The sequence below is a fragment of the Flavobacterium caeni genome, assembly GCF_900101895.1.
Lineage (GTDB): Bacteria > Bacteroidota > Bacteroidia > Flavobacteriales > Flavobacteriaceae > Flavobacterium > Flavobacterium caeni.
On record NZ_FMVF01000002.1, the window covers coordinates 120084 to 135628 of the forward strand.

The 15545-nt window shown below is 51.5% G+C and carries 11 protein-coding genes; 3 read left to right on the top strand and 8 right to left on the bottom strand.

Annotated elements, in window-relative coordinates; all coding sequences use genetic code 11:
- Window positions 1-133: 133 nt before the first annotated feature.
- Window positions 134-2554, bottom strand: a complete 2421-nt coding sequence (pheT, locus tag BLP55_RS00540; protein ID WP_091140056.1) for a phenylalanine--tRNA ligase subunit beta — start codon at window positions 2552-2554, stop codon at window positions 134-136.
- Between the two features lie 192 nt (window positions 2555-2746).
- Between pheT and BLP55_RS00545 the strand changes: the two genes are divergently transcribed.
- The 3 genes from BLP55_RS00545 (at window position 2747) to BLP55_RS00555 (ending at window position 5470) form a co-directional block, all read left to right on the top strand.
- On the top strand, window positions 2747-3061 hold the full coding sequence (locus BLP55_RS00545) for a hypothetical protein (RefSeq protein WP_091140058.1): 315 nt from the start codon (window positions 2747-2749) through the stop codon (window positions 3059-3061).
- 155 nt (window positions 3062-3216) lie between these two features.
- Window positions 3217-4719 (top strand): aldehyde dehydrogenase family protein, encoded by a 1503-nt coding sequence (locus BLP55_RS00550; protein WP_091140061.1) that lies wholly within the window; start codon window positions 3217-3219, stop codon window positions 4717-4719.
- A 376-nt stretch (window positions 4720-5095) separates the two neighbouring features.
- A complete protein-coding gene (locus BLP55_RS00555; RefSeq protein WP_091140063.1) occupies window positions 5096-5470 on the top strand; it encodes a DUF779 domain-containing protein in 375 nt (124 codons plus the stop codon).
- 108 nt (window positions 5471-5578) lie between these two features.
- Here the strand turns inward: BLP55_RS00555 and BLP55_RS00560 are convergent, their stop codons facing one another.
- From BLP55_RS00560 to recG, 7 genes are all read right to left on the bottom strand, one after another.
- Window positions 5579-6493 (bottom strand): AraC family transcriptional regulator, encoded by a 915-nt coding sequence (locus BLP55_RS00560; RefSeq protein ID WP_091140065.1) that lies wholly within the window; start codon window positions 6491-6493, stop codon window positions 5579-5581.
- Window positions 6494-6589: 96 nt separating this feature from the next.
- A complete protein-coding gene (locus BLP55_RS00565; protein WP_244503384.1) occupies window positions 6590-6880 on the bottom strand; it encodes a DUF1905 domain-containing protein in 291 nt (96 codons plus the stop codon).
- 10 nt (window positions 6881-6890) lie between these two features.
- Complete coding sequence (locus BLP55_RS00570) at window positions 6891-7754, bottom strand: bestrophin family protein (protein ID WP_091140070.1); 864 nt, start codon at window positions 7752-7754, stop codon at window positions 6891-6893.
- A gap of 51 nt (window positions 7755-7805) precedes the next feature.
- Complete coding sequence (locus BLP55_RS00575) at window positions 7806-9110, bottom strand: TolC family protein (RefSeq protein ID WP_091140072.1); 1305 nt, start codon at window positions 9108-9110, stop codon at window positions 7806-7808.
- A 1-nt stretch (window position 9111) separates the two neighbouring features.
- Window positions 9112-12201, bottom strand: a complete 3090-nt coding sequence (locus tag BLP55_RS00580; RefSeq protein WP_091140075.1) for an efflux RND transporter permease subunit — start codon at window positions 12199-12201, stop codon at window positions 9112-9114.
- Window positions 12198-13259: an efflux RND transporter periplasmic adaptor subunit gene (locus tag BLP55_RS00585; protein ID WP_091140079.1), complete on the bottom strand. Its 1062-nt coding sequence runs from the start codon at window positions 13257-13259 to the stop codon at window positions 12198-12200. The genes BLP55_RS00580 and BLP55_RS00585 overlap by 4 nt, the downstream gene beginning before the upstream one ends.
- A 112-nt stretch (window positions 13260-13371) precedes the next feature.
- The gene (gene recG / locus BLP55_RS00590; RefSeq protein WP_170826769.1) at window positions 13372-15477 is read right to left on the bottom strand and encodes an ATP-dependent DNA helicase RecG; all 2106 of its coding nucleotides are present in this window, start codon (window positions 15475-15477) and stop codon (window positions 13372-13374) included.
- Between the last annotated feature and the right edge of the window lie 68 nt (window positions 15478-15545).

A 15545-nucleotide genomic window follows, 5' to 3' on the forward strand; every position in this document is an offset into this window, starting at 1 on the left:
GTTTTTGGTCGTTAAGGAACCTAAAGCTAGTCATTTTTTAAAAACGCCCCGCTCGTTTTAACAGAATGTTCAAAAAAAAATCCCCGTCGCACAGACAGGGAATAAGTAATATAAATAATTAATAAACAATTGTTTACCGAAGCACCGCGCCCAGTTCTTTCTCGAAGTTCTGCTGCAGCTTGCCCATCACTTTCTCGACCTGTTCGTCGGTCAAGGTTTTGGTGTGGTCCTGGATCACGAAGCCCACCGCATACGATTTTTTGCCTTCGGGCAAGTTGTTGCCTTCGTATACGTCGAACAGGCTGATGTCCTTGAGCAGCGATTTTTCGGATTGGCGTGCAATCTTGTAGATCGATTCGAACGAAACGGCCTGGTCTACGAGCAACGCAAGGTCACGGCGCACTTCGGGGTATTTCGGGATGTCGGTAAATTTGATTTTGTTCGAGACGATTTTCAGCACCTGGTCCCAATTGAAATCGGCGAATAAAACTTCCTGCTTGATGTCGAAATGCTTGAGCACCGCTTTTTTGACCGTCCCGAATTCAACCAAAACGGTCGGGCCTACTGCAATCGCCAGGCCTTCGGCAAACACGTCAGAAACCAGCGGCTGGGTTTGCGTCTTTTCGATGCCCAGACGCGACAAGATCAAATTGACATAACCCTTGAACAAAAAGAAGTCCGATGCTTTGGGGGTGTTGGTCCAGTTTTGCGTCGCGCGGTTGCCCGAGACAAACAACGTCAAATGTTTGCGCTCGTCGTTGCCGCCAGGCAATTTGTGGTAGGTTTTCCCGAACTCGAACAGTTTCAAATCGGCGTTTTTACGGTTGATGTTGTAGGACACGGCCTCGAGCCCCGAAAACAAAAGCGATTGGCGCATCACCGAAAGTTCGCTCGACAACGGATTGAGCATCGCCACGTTCTGATTGGCCAACAATTGATCGCTCAAGTCCACATAATCAGGGGTTGTCAGCGAGTTGGCCATCATCTCGTGGAACCCTACCGCATTGAGCTGGCCGGCCACGATGTTTTGCAATTTATAGTCTTCGGTGCGCGGCGCATTGAACACCGTCGCGTTGATCTTTTTGGTGAAGTTGATGTTGTTGTAGCCGTATACGCGCAGGATTTCCTCGATCACGTCTATTTCGCGCTGCACATCGACACGGTACGCCGGAATCGTAAGCCCGAGCCCCGCATCGGTCACGCTGTTGACCTTGATGTCGAGCGACGCCAGGATTTTCTTGATGGTTTCCTTGGGCAATTCCTGGCCGATCAGTTTCGCGGCTTTTGCAAAGTTGAGGAACACCGGAAAATCTTCGAGTTTCTTCGGATATACGTCGATGACATCCGATGTGATTTCGCCGCCCGCGACTTCCTGGATCAACAAGGCCGCCCGCTTGAGCGCATACTCCGTGATGGTCGGGTCGATGCCGCGCTCGAAACGGAACGACGCATCGGTCGAAAGCCCATGGCGCTTGGCGGTTTTGCGGATGCTTACCGGATTGAAGTAGGCGCTTTCAAGGAAAATGGTATTCGTGGTTTCGGTTACGCCCGAGTTCTTGCCGCCGAATACGCCCGCGATACACATCGGGCCTTTGTCGTCGCAAATCATCAAATCTTCTTCGTGCAGGCTGCGTTCGATGTCGTCGAGCGTCGTGAATTTAGTGCCCGCAGGCAAGGTCTTGACCTGAACTTTTCCGGTGATTTTGGCCGCGTCGAAGGCGTGCAACGGCTGACCGAGTTCGTGCAACACATAGTTGGTCACGTCCACCACGTTGTTCTTTGGGTTCAATCCGATCGATTTGAGCCTGTTTTGCAACCATTCGGGCGACGGCTTGACCGTAATGCCCGAAATGGTAACGCCGCAATAACGTGGCGCGAGCTTGTTGTCTTTGACATCCACGTCGATCTTGAGGACGCGTTTGTCTACGCGGAACGTGCTTACCGATGGTGTGATCAGCTCGACCTGCGTGCCTTTTTGCAGCATGCCGGCGCGCAAGTCACGCGCAACGCCCAAATGGCTCATCGCATCGGCGCGGTTGGGCGTGAGCCCGATCTCGAATATTTCGTCGTTTTCTATTTTGAAAACCTTGGCGACGGACGTGCCCGGTTTAAGGTCGTTTTTCAAGACCATGATCCCGTCATGGCTGGTGCCGAGCCCGATTTCGTCTTCGGCGCAAATCATACCGTGGCTTTCCACATCGCGGATCTTGCCTTTTTTGATCGTAAAAGCGTTGCCGTCGGCGTCGTACAAGACAGCGCCAATGGTTGCCACCGGAACTTTTTGTCCTACGGCCACATTCGACGCGCCGCAAACGATTTGCAACGGCGTGCCTTCGCCCACATCTACGGTCGTGACTTTCAAACGATCGGCGTTGGGGTGTGACGCGCACGTGAGCACATGGCCCACGACAATTCCTTCAAGTCCGCCTTTGACCGATTGGTAGGCGTCGACTACTTCGACCTCAAGACCCAAATCGGTCAGCAATGCCGCCGTGTCTTCGGATTTCCAGTCGATTTTGATGAATTGTTTGAGCCAGTTGTACGAGATTTTCATTCCAATTTTTTTTAACGGTCGCAAAGATAGCAATTGTACCGAAACGACTCAATATAAATTAGCGGCTTTTTGGGTGTTTTTAAGCTGTAAAATCGCATGCGAATGTTGTAAGCCGACGACGCGCTTAAATCTTTAATTTTATGGGCAATCATCTTGCAATCTTTCAAATTTTTAATCTTTAAATTCAAGATTATGGACTATCCTAACTACAAAGGCCAGCGCAACAAAAACACCGATGGGTACAAAGTCCCGGGCGATGGCAACCAGCCCAACAAGATAGACATGGTGCCGGGCAACGAATCGTTTGCCGAAAACCCGCATGCCATGACGCACAAGACCGCCGAAGACATTCCCGGGCAACAATACGACACGGGCGACAAGGCGTTCCACGACAGCTCCAAAGCCGATTTTTCTTTGACCGTTTCGAATTTCGTGCATGCCGGATCGCAAGCCAATACCGAATCTACATCGGACGGGCAAGCGAAAGCACCCGATGGCGATCGTTGAGTATTTTTAATATTTCGTTCACTTTTTTTTAGCATCCCGTAATAAATTGGCGTTAAAATTACGGGGTTGAAAACATCGTGCTATAAACTGCACAAAATGTGCTATCGTTTTGTTTTTGGTCGGTCTACATTTGAGAAAACCAAAAATCTAAAATTATGAGCATAGCACAAAGGCCATCATTCAAGGCCAAATACGACAACTTTATCGGCGGAAAATTCGTCGCCCCGTCTTCGGGGGAATATTTCGACAACATTTCGCCCATCGATGGCAAGGTCTTTACGCAGGCCGCGCGTTCGTACAAGGCCGATATTGACGCCGCGCTCGATGCCGCGCATGAAGCGTTCAAGAGCTGGGGGAAAAGTTCGGCGGCCTATAGAAGCGGCATCCTCAACAAAATTGCCGATACCATCGAAGCCAACCTCGAATACCTGGCCGTTGTAGAAGCCATCGACAACGGTAAAGCCATCCGCGAAACACGCGCCGCCGACTTGCCGTTGGTGATTGACCACTTTCGCTATTTTGCAGGCGTGATCCGCGCCGAGGAAGGGTCGATCTCGGAACACGATGAAAACACGGTTTCGATTTGCATGTACGAACCCATTGGCGTGGTAGGACAAATCATTCCGTGGAACTTTCCTTTGCTGATGGCCACCTGGAAAATTGCGCCGGCGCTCGCGGCAGGGAATTGTTGCGTGGTCAAGCCCGCCGAACAAACCCCGACGTCCATCATGGTTTTGATGGAATTGTTGCAGGACATCGTTCCGCCCGGGGTGCTCAACATCGTAACCGGATTCGGTCCTGAAGCGGGCAAACCGCTCGCGCAGTCGGATCGTATCGCCAAGGTTTCGTTTACAGGCGAAACGACCACGGGCCGACTCATCATGCAATATGCGTCCGAGAATTTGATTCCGGTAACCATGGAATTGGGCGGCAAATCGCCGAACATTTTCTTCTCGTCGGTGGCCGATGCAGACGATGCGTTTTTTGACAAGGCGATTGAAGGGGCGGTGCTGTTTGCGCTGAACCAGGGCGAAGTATGTACGTGCCCATCGCGGATCTTGGTGCAGGAAGACATTTACGACAAATTCATGGAGCGTGTGATCGCAAGGACCAAGGCCATCAAGACCGGGCATCCGCTTGACGGCAGCGTGATGATGGGGGCACAGGCCTCGAACGACCAGTACGAGAAAATCCAATCGTACCTCAAGATCGGGCGCGAAGAAGGTGCCGAAGTTTTGACCGGTGGCGCGGTCAACGCCTTAGACGGAGAGCTTTCGGGCGGCTACTACATCCAACCGACGATTTTTAAGGGACACAACAAAATGCGCATTTTTCAGGAAGAAATTTTCGGACCGGTGACCTGCGTGACAACTTTCAAGACCGTAGACGAAGCCATCGCGATTGCCAACGATACGATGTACGGGCTGGGCGCAGGTGTCTGGACGCGCGACGCACACGAGCTGTACCAAGTGCCGCGCGCGATCAAGGCAGGACGTGTCTGGGTCAACAATTACCACGCCTATCCGGCACACGCACCGTTTGGCGGATACAAAAAATCGGGCTTCGGGCGTGAGAACCACAAGATGATGCTCGACCATTACCGTCAGACGAAAAATATGCTGATTTCGTATGACAAGAACAAACTGGGATTCTTTTAATATTTAAATTGTTGGAACCCGGCGGGAAACTGTCGGGTTTTGTTTTTTGCTTCGCGGAGTTTATACCGTTTTTATCAGACCAAAAGGGTTCCTTACGAAAAAGAAAGACAAGTTCGTCGTATATTTCCTGTAGCCGGACGTCGATTTTATTTTGTAAATTGTCAGTATGGGCGGGGGAGGGGGACTATAGGCGTTCCCTACGAAAAAGAAAGATAACTTTGTTAAAGATTTTCTGCCGAAAAGTGTCGGTTTGATTTTGTAAATTGTCAGTATGGGCGGGGGAGGGGGACTATGGACGTCCCTACAAAAAACAAAAATACCGCAGCTAAAGATTTCCTGTAAAAATACCACAAAAGTTCCACCTAAATTTACCGCTATGTTCCCAAGGGTTTCCGTAACGCCAAAAGCCGCGGCGTTGATCGCAACGCTCAAGTCTAAATTCGGCGATTTGATGTTCCACCAAAGCGGTGGCTGTTGCGACGGTTCGCAACCCATGTGCTTTGAAAAAGGCGATTTCAGACTCGGCCAAAGCGACGTATGTCTCGGCGCAATCGAAGATTGTGAATTTTGGATGAGCAAAGACCAGTTCGAATACTGGAAACACACCCATTTAACCATCGATGTGATGGATGGCCGCGGGTCGAGTTTTTCGCTCGAGATACCGATGGGTAAACGGTTTTTGACGCAATCGCGGTTGTTTACGCCCGAAGAAGCTGCAGATTTACAACCTTTGAGATTCGTCGAAGATTAGACCGATTGCGCAAAAGATTACCTCACCAATTTAATATTTTTAATTGGTGTTCGGTCAGTTCGCTTCGCTCGGGTTTAGCGTACAGCCTGCCCGTGGCGCCCAAAAAAATCAATTGATGTGCAGCAACTGGTACTGCTTTGGGGTAATGCCTTCGTACTTCTTGAACAACCGGATGAAGTAATTGCAATCTTCGAATCCCGATAAGAAGCACACTTCGTTGATTTGCAGGCTAGGATCCTTGAGCAATTTTTTGGCGCACTTGATTTTTTCGCTGAGCACAAATTCGATAGGACTCATGCCCAGTTCGCGTTTAAAAAAGCGATAGAACGAAGTGGTGCTCATGCACGCCTTGTCGCTCAAACCCTTGAGGCTGATGTTCTCGCGAAGGTTTTTGCGGATGTACTCGACCACTTGCGCGATGGCGTTGTTTTGGTCGGGCGCGTCCTGGTCTATCGACTTCACCGTTTGGGTTTGGATGATCCGGATCAGCAATTCCTGTAGCGTCAAATCGGCCAGCGCGTCCTTGGTGAGCGCGCTGCTCATACATTCCTTGATCAGTTTGTTGATCGTCGCGGCCAAATCGACGTTGTTGTAGAAAAAATAATTCTGGTAATCGAGGTGCCAAAAGTTGCCCTCCTTGGGGTACCGTTCGTTGAGAAAATGCAACGTATCGGCAATTTTCTTTTGGTCGATGGCCAGCGCAAGACATTGCGTAGGATTGTGGGTCGTGGCCTCGGGAAAATCGATTTTCATCTCTACATTCGACGGGATCACGACCGTCTCGCCCGGCAAATAGTCGAACTCAGGATCGTCGAACAAATGCATCACTTTCTTGCCGCGCAGCATGCTTGTCACGACCAGGTCGTTGAATTTGAGCGGCACCAATTCCGAAGCCTGGTAGGTCTCGAACAAGTTGAGTTCGCAATGGTTCAGGCTATAGACGGTGCGGTTCTCGACGAGCGTCTTGAGCGATTTTTCGTTCGAAAGCCGTGGCGGTGTGAGGAGTGCTTTTTGCGGAAACATGTGGTCGGGTTATAAGCCTTAAATATAAGCAAAACCAAGCGAATACGATTTCGTGAAAGGTAATTTTTAACACCCAAAATCAAAAATACCAACATTTTACAGGAACAGAGAAACGCTTACGGTTTGCCCGTTTTCGATTTTGTTTTTTTCGCGGATTTCTTTCTTGACCGGAAGTAGGTATGTCTGCTGTTTGGTGTCGAACCAAATGGCAGTTTTCCAACTGGTGTCGCCAATTTGGGCAACCGCCTTGAGCCGTCCCCAGCCTTCTTCTTCGTTTTGCAACAACCTTCTGATTTCGGCCGACATTTGGGCCGGAACCGAGATGAATTGCCATCCCGATCCATGTCGCCACAAAGGCCCTGCAAAAGCATACGTCAGTTTGCCCACGATGTTAGAATTACAGGATTTCTTCGACGTGCTTCTTGATGTTCGAAGCGATTTTTTCGGTAGGTAAGTCGTTTTCGTCGTCGCCGAACGGATCCTCGATTTCCTCGGCAATCAGCTCCAAACTCGCCAAAACATAGAAGATAAACACCACCACGGGTGCCACAAAATAACCAAGACTGAACGAGTAACCCAACGGCAAAGTCATCACATAAAAGAAAATAAATTTTTTGATGAACGCGCTGTAAGAGTAGGGAATGGGCGTGTTCTTGATGCGTTCGCACGCACCGCAGATGTCGGTAAACGATTGGATCTCGGCGTTGAGCACAATCAACTGGTCGCCCGTTATTTTTTTCGACATGTACAAATCGTGGATCTTTTGCACCATCATTTGCGCGACATGGTTGGGTTGGTGGCGGTTTTTGTTGATTTCGAGCTCGGTATCGTCAAACAATTGCTGGCCGGTTTCGCTGTTGTTGAGGTGCTTGTGCAGGATCGATGCATAACCCGGGATCATCCGTCTAAAAAATGCGCGGTCGTGTTCGTCGGTCAGCATCACCGAAAGTTTGATCGCAAAATTACGGCTGTTGTTCACCAGCGCGCCCCACATTTTTCGGCCTTCCCACCAGCGGTCATACGCCGTGTTGGTCCTGAAAACCAAGAGCAACGAAATCACAAAACCCAGCATGTTGTGCATGAGCGTGATGTTCTTGATGTAACTGCTTTCGGTCAGTTGCCAGTGTTCGACCTCGAGCCACCCGATGATTGCCGAGTACGCGCCAATGGCCAACATGATCGGCATCAACAGCCGGAACGTATCGGCTTTGTGAAACCGGAAGATAAAGGTGAACCAGTCTTTGGGATTGTACGAGACCATTAAAAGTTTGAGGTTTAGCGTTTCAAATTCTTTTCAATGGACCAAAAATAATCAAAAACTCAAATTACCGGCCAATTGTTTTAACGCGACTTCCGATAATTTGGCCTGGAACTGCGCATTGCTGTTGCGCACCTTGGCGTTGATGTAGTTGAGTTGCGCGGCCCTGAATTCGAGCGTGGTGATGGTGCCGATACGGAATTTATCGAGTGTAATCTGCAAATTTTGTTCGGCGATTTCCTCGTTCTTGCCTTCGAGTTTGGTGAGTTCGATGTTGGTCAGGTACGTTTGATAGGCCGTCGTGAGTTGCGATTTGAGCGTCAGGTTTTGTTGCGCGATCAGATAATCCTGGTTTTCGACCTGCAATTTGGCGACTTTTTCCAATCGGTTTTGGTTGAGCCCGTCGAACAGGTTGATCGTGGCATTAAAACCATACGTCCAGCCGCGCGAATAGGCTTGCGACGTAAAACCCAAACTCGACTCCGACTCGACAATGTTGTACCCCGTGCTCACGCCTATGGTCGGGTACCGCGTTGCACGCGTGTTCTTGAGACTGAGTTCGGCGATGCGCTTGTTGATGAGCTGCGCCTGCAGTTCGGGGTTTTGCTTTTCGGCGAGTGCGGTGAGTTCGCCCAACTGCAGTTTGTCGTCTACCGCCACCGATTCGCTGACCGTGAAATTGAGCGCGGTGTCGCGCGCGAGCAGCTCGTTGAGCCGTGTCTTGGTGTTGGCGTACAATTCTTTCTGGCGTACGAGATTCGTCTCGTCGGTGTTCAAATCGACCTGCGCATTGAGCACTTCGAGCTTCGACGCCTTACCGATCGTAAAGCGGTTTTGCGCGAGTTCGACGCGTTCGCGCGAGATGATGAGCGTGGTGTCGAGCGCCTTGAGCTGCTGTTGTTGCTGTACCAGGTCATAGTAGGCCGTCATCACGTCGCCCACACGGGTTTGCACCATCAGGCGGTATTCGGTTTCGCCCAACTTTTCGATTTCCTTGAGTTGGTTGTAACGCGCAAACATGCCAAAGCCGTCAAAAATGGTCCAGTTCAGCCCCACGCCATAGCTCAACGAGTTGTTGCGCGCGTTGTCCAATCGGTTGACGGTGCCGTCGTTGCGTGTTTGCGAGCTGTATTGGATGCCGTTGTTGTCGACGACATTTGCCGCGAGTTGCGGAAGCATCCCCGCGTTGCCGATGGTTGCATTGGTTTGGTCGACCTTGAGTTCGTTGGCCGAGATACGGATGTCGTAGTTGTTTTCGAGCGCGATTTTGACCGCGTCTTCTATCGTCAGGATTTCCTGCGCATCGGCCAAAAAGGAAAAGCCCAGGGCAAGGACCGATACGAATATTTTGAATTTCATGTTACGCTTTTTCTAGTTCTTCGATGCGGTCGAATTCAGGACGATGCTTCTTTTCGCGCGACCACATCAGGTAAATCGCCGGAATGACGAACAACGTCAAAATTAAAGAAAACAAGGTGCCGCCCACAATCACGACCCCCATCCCGATGCGGCTCGTAGAGGCTGCGCCCAGCGACAATGCAATCGGCAATGCGCCCAGTGCGATGGCCAAACTCGTCATCAAAATAGGACGCAAACGCGATTCGGACGCTTCCATGATGGCTTCGAATTTTTCCTTGCCCTGTTCGCGCAACTGGTTCGCGAATTCGACAATCAGGATGCCGTTCTTGGTGACAAGCCCTATGAGCATCACCGTACCGATCTGGCTAAAAATGTTCCACGTTTGGTCGAACAGCCACAGCGAAAACAACGCGCCCGCCACGGCCATAGGCACCGTCAGGATGATGATCAACGGGTCGACGAAACTCTCGAACTGTGCGGCCAGGATCAGGTAAATCAGCAACAGCGCGAGTCCGAACGCAAAAGCCGTGTTCGACGAGCTCTCGACAAAATCGCGCGATTCGCCCTGCAGGTCGGTGGTAAATGTATCGTCTAGCACTTTTTCCTTGATCGCGTCCATGGCTTCGATGCCTTCGCCCATACTTTTGCCCGGCGCGAGTCCTGCCGAAACCGTCGCCGACATGTACCGGTTGTTGTGGTACAACTGCGGCGGGCTGCTCATTTCTTCGGTGGTCACCACATTGTCTAATTGGATCAGTTCGCCCTTGTCGTTCTTGACAAACATCGATGTCAAATCCATGGGCGCGTCGCGGTCTTTTTTGTCGAACTGGCCCATGACCTGGTATTGCTTGCCGTTCATCATGTAATACCCAAAACGTTGTCCGGCGAGCGAGAGTTGCAGCGTTTGCGCGACGTCCAGCACCGATACGCCCAAACTTTGCGCCTTTTCACGGTCGATGGTCACGTAAATCTCGGGCTTGTTGAATTTGAGGTTTACATCGGTGGTCGAAAACGTAGGGTCTTGCGCCACCGCCTCCATGAATTGTGGGATTTTCTCCTCGAGTTTTTTGAAATTCTGCGCCTGGATCACATACTGGATCGGCAACCCACCGCGACGGTTCACGGCAATGGTCGGGCTTTCGGACACGTTGGTTTTGGCCTCGGAATACTTGCGCGTGAGTTGTGTCAGTTTTTCGGCGATTTCTTTTTGCGAACGATCGCGCTGGTCGGGTTGCACCAGTGCGATGCGCGCCCTTCCCGCGTTCACCGAAGAGGCGCCCCAGCCCGGCGACGTGATGATCAAGCTCACTTTCTTTTCGGGAATCGAGTCGTTGATCAAATCAGTGATTTCGTTCATGAAGCGGTCCATGTAGTCGTACGAAGCCCCTTCGGGCGCCGTGATGTTCATGCTCACGAAACTGCGGTCGTCGTACGGTGCGGTTTCTTTTTGAAGCGTCGTATAAAACAAAACGATCAAACCGATGCAAATTGCTAAGATAGGGAAACTCAGCCACTTGCGTTTCATGAATTTACCCAACGATTCGGCATAGCCCTGGTTCATTTTTTCGAAATAAGGCTCTGTCATTTCGTAGAACTTCGATTTTTTCTGGACGCCGCCTTTCATCAAATAGGCATTGAGCATAGGCGTCAAGGTAAGCGATACGAACGCCGACACAAGCACGGCCGCACCAATCACGACCCCAAATTCGCGGAACAGCCTGCCCACAAAACCTTCGAGGAAAATCACGGGCAAGAACACCGCGGCGAGCGTAATCGAGATCGAGATCACGGCAAAGAAAATCTCGTTCGAGCCTTTGATTGCAGCCTCGATAGGTGTCATGCCCTCTTCGACTTTCTTGAAGATGTTTTCGGTGACCACGATCCCGTCGTCTACGACCAGTCCGGTGGCCAATACGATCGCGAGCAGCGTGAGTACATTGATCGAAAACCCGAACAGCCACATGATAAAAAACGTCGCGATAAGCGAAACCGGGATGTCGATCAACGGACGGAACGCAATGGCCCAATCCCTGAAAAACAGATAGATAATCAAGATGACCAGAATGATCGATATCAGTAAGGTTTCGGCGACCTCGACCACCGCTTTCTTGACAAACGTGGTGTTGTCGATGGCGATGTTGAGCTTGAAACCTTCGGGCAGGTCTTTTTTGAGCTGGTCGTATTGTTTGTAAAATGCTTCGGCGATGTCGAGGTAATTCGTGCCCGGCTGCGGAATGATCGCCATGCCCACCATCGGTTGGCCCGAATCGGAAAGCTTGGTCTCGAGGTTTTCGGCTTCGAGCGCGGCCTTGCCGATGTCGCTCAGACGGATGATTTTCTCGCCGTCGGCCATGATGATGATGTTGTTGAACTCTTCTTCGGTCGACAGGTTGCCGACGGTCTTGACCGTAAGCTCGGTGTTCGCGCCCGTAAGTTTACCCGACGGCAGCTCGACGTTTTGCGCATCGAGCGCGTTGCGCACATCGGCCACCGTCACGCCATAAGACGTCATCCGCACGGGGTCGATCCACAAACGCATCGCGTATTTGCGTTGCCCCCAGATTTGTACGCTCGACACGCCCGGGATTGTTTGCAGGCGTTGCGCGATCACATTGTCGGCATAGTCCGAAAGTTCGAGCACGTTCTTGGTATCGGACTGTACCGTCATCGTGATGATGGGTTCCGAATCGGCATCAGATTTAGAAACAACAGGCGGCGCATCGATGTCCTGCGGCAACGAGCGCACGGCCTGAGAAACCTTGTCGCGCACGTCGTTGGCGGCTTCCTCGAGGTTTTTGTCGAGGTTGAATTCGACGGTGATGTTGCTCGATCCCTGGTTGCTCGACGAGGTGATGTTGCGGATGCCGTCGATAGAGTTGATGGCCTTCTCTAGCGGCTCGGTAATTTGCGATTCGATGATGTCGGCGTTCGCGCCAGAATAGCTCGTCCTGACCGAAATTTGCGCGGGATCGATCGATGGGAATTCACGCACGCCCAAATAGGTATAGCCGATGATGCCAAACAGGATGATGGCCAGGTTCATCACGATCGTGAGTACCGGCCTTTTGATGCTGAGCGTCGACAAACTCATGGCTGCACGATTTTAACTTGAACCGGGCTGCCTTCCTTGAGCGACATCACGCCCGAGGTGAGTACGGTGTCGCCGGCTTTGAGCCCCGAGGTGATCCGGACGCTTTTGTCGGTACGTGCGCCTGTTTCGACGATGACTTCTTTGGCCTTTCCGTCGAGGGCTACGAATATCTTCTTGCCGCCTTGTATCGGGATGAGCGCTTCGGTAGGGACGAGTAGGGCATCGTTGATCTTGTCGAGCGGTAACGATACGTTGGCGAAAGTACCCGGCAACAGTTTGCCGTTGGGGTTTTCGGCAATGGCGCGCATCTTGAGCGTACGCGTGGCCACTTCTACGCCGGGTTCGATGGCGTATACTTTTGCGAAGTATTTGTCTTTGGATTCCGAAGTCGTAAACGAAAGCTGGCTGCCCGTTTTCATGAGCGGCGCGTATTTTTCGGGGATCGAGAACGTGATTTTGAGTTGCGCGGTGTTGACCAGGTTGGCGATGGGCGTCGTGGGCGTCACATAGGTTCCTTTCGAGATGTAGCGCAAACCGATTTTACCCGAAAACGGTGCGCGTACCGTGGTCTTGGCCAATTGCGCCCCGATGAGCTGGCTTTCGGCTTTGGCCGATTGGAAGTCGGCGCTGGCGATGTCGTATTCCTCCTGGCTGATCGCTTCTTTTTGCAACAACAATTTGGCGCGTCGTTCGTTTTCTGAAGCCAATGACTGCGCCGTTTTTGCCTTGGCCAGTTGCGCGCGCAGTTCGATGTCGTTTACCTTGAAAAGCACTTGTCCTTTCGAAACCGTGGCGCCTTCGGCAAAATTGATGCTCTCGACCACACCCGATACTTCGCTGCGGATTTCTATTTGTTCGTTGGCTTCGAGCGAGCCCGACAACGACAAATTGTCGGCGAATACCTGTGGTTGCAGCACCATGCCCGAAACGGCGGTCGGTTTTTTGCCACCCTTGTCGGCCGCGGCATTTTTTTCGGTTTTGTTTTCGGTAATCCGATAGGCGATGAGTGCGCCGACGCCGACGATCAGGATCGCATAGACAATGTGTTTGACTTTCATATGCTGTTAGGGTGGCCGCCGCCACTAAAATTGGGTACAGGCAAAGCTAATTGTTCTGGCGCGAAATGGTTGGGGAGTTAAAATTTATTTAACACTTGTATAGACAACTATTTTAACTGATGTAGTTCCACAAGTTTTTCTTTTTCGACAACGCGATAAACGTCGACCGCAGTACGGCGTGCTCGGGTTTTTGCATGGGCGCATCGTCCTTGAGAATTTTAAGCGCATACTGTCTGGCGAGCTGCAAAATATCTTTGTCCCGTACGATGTCGGCAATTTGAAGGTTCAACACACCGCTTTGTTGCGTGCCCATCAAATCGCCGGGCCCGCGCAACTTAAGGTCGACTTCGGCGATTTCGAAACCGTCGTTGGTGCGTACCATGGTTTCGAGCCGCGTTTTGGTGTCTGATGATAGTTTGTGGCCCGTCATCAAAATGCAATAGCTTTGTTCGGCGCCACGACCCACGCGTCCGCGCAGCTGGTGCAATTGTGAAAGCCCGAAACGTTCCGCCGATTCAATGATCATCACCGATGCGTTGGGGACATTGACGCCCACTTCGATGACGGTGGTGGCCACCATGATGTTGGTCTTTCCTTGGGCGAAACGCTGCATCTCGGCTTCTTTTTCGGCGGGTTTCATCTTGCCGTGTACGATCGATACCGAATACTGCGGCAGCGGAAAATCGCGTGAAATGCTTTCGTAGCCGTCCATCAAATCCTTGAAATCCATCTTGGACGATTCTTCGATGAGCGGGTACACAATATAGACCTGTCGGCCTTTGGCGATTTCGTCCTTGAGGAACTTCCAGACCTTTAGTCGGTTGTTGTCGAAACGGTGTACGGTTTGGATGGGTTTGCGCCCTGGCGGCAGCTCGTCGATCACCGAAATATCCAAATCGCCGTACAAACTCATCGCAAGCGTACGCGGGATGGGCGTGGCCGTCATGACCAAAACGTGCGGCGGGATGTCGTTCTTTTTCCAGAGTTTAGACCGTTGTTCGACACCGAATCGGTGTTGCTCATCAATCACCGCGAGTCCGAGGTTGTGGAATTGCACCTTGTCTTCGAGCAGCGCATGCGTCCCGATCAAAATGTGCAGCGTGCCGTTTTCGAGTTCTTCGTGGATGATTTTACGCTCGGCGGTCTTGGTAGACCCGGTCAAAATCTTGATGTTGATGCCCAGTCCTTCGGCCAATTCAGAAAGCCCATTGAAATGCTGGTTGGCGAGGATTTCGGTGGGCGCCATCAGGCAGCTTTGGAAACCGTTGTCGAGCGCGATCAGCATGCTCATGAGCGCGACGATGGTCTTGCCCGAACCCACATCGCCCTGCAACAGACGGTTCATTTGTGCGGGGCTGCCCATGTCGTTGCGGATTTCCTTGACCACGCGTTTTTGCGCATCGGTGAGCGCAAACGGCAGACGGTGGTTGAAGAAGTTGTTGAAATGGTCGCCTACTTTCGTAAACGGATGCCCTTTGATTTTGTGTTTCCGGATGAGGTTTTTGGTGATGAGCTGCAACTGGATAAAAAACAGTTCCTCGAATTTGAGCCTGAATTGCGCCTTGGCCAGCAAATCGGCACTTTTTGGGAAATGGATGTTAAACAGCGCGGCGTTTTTGGGGATGAGCTTGAGTTCGTCCATCAGCCATGCGGGGAATGTTTCGGCAAACATCGCCTGCGTTTCGAGAAACAATTGCTGCATCATTTTGTTGACCACGCGATTGGAGATGCCTTTGCTGGTGAGTGTTTCGGTAGACGGGTAGACGGGTTGTAGCGCCGACCGCAGGTTTTGTTCGTGGTCCTTGAGCAATTCGATTTCGGGATGCGGCATGTTGAACATGCCATTGAACGACGACGCCTTGCCGAACACCACGACGGGCACACCCAATTGCAGGCTTTCGCGGACCCATTTGTGACCCTGGAACCAAACGAGTTCCATGGTGCCGGTCTCGTCGGTGAACGTGGCCACAAGCCGTTTGCCGCGTTTGGCCTCGACGGTCTTGAGGTGGATGATTTTGCCGATGAGTTGCACCTCGGCGGGGTTGTCGCGCAATTCGTTGACCTTGTAATACCGCGTACGGTCGATGTAGCGGTTGGGGTAAAGATTGACCAGGTCGCCATAGGTATGGATCCCGAGTTCCTTGCGCAACAACGCCCCGCGGTTCGGGCCGACGTTTTTGAGGTATTCGATGGGTGTGTCGAGCAGGTTGTTCAAAATTTGTTGGTCTTCTCGTTAATCGACATTTGCGAAGATAAAGGTTATTTGAAAAATCAAGAAACAGAAAA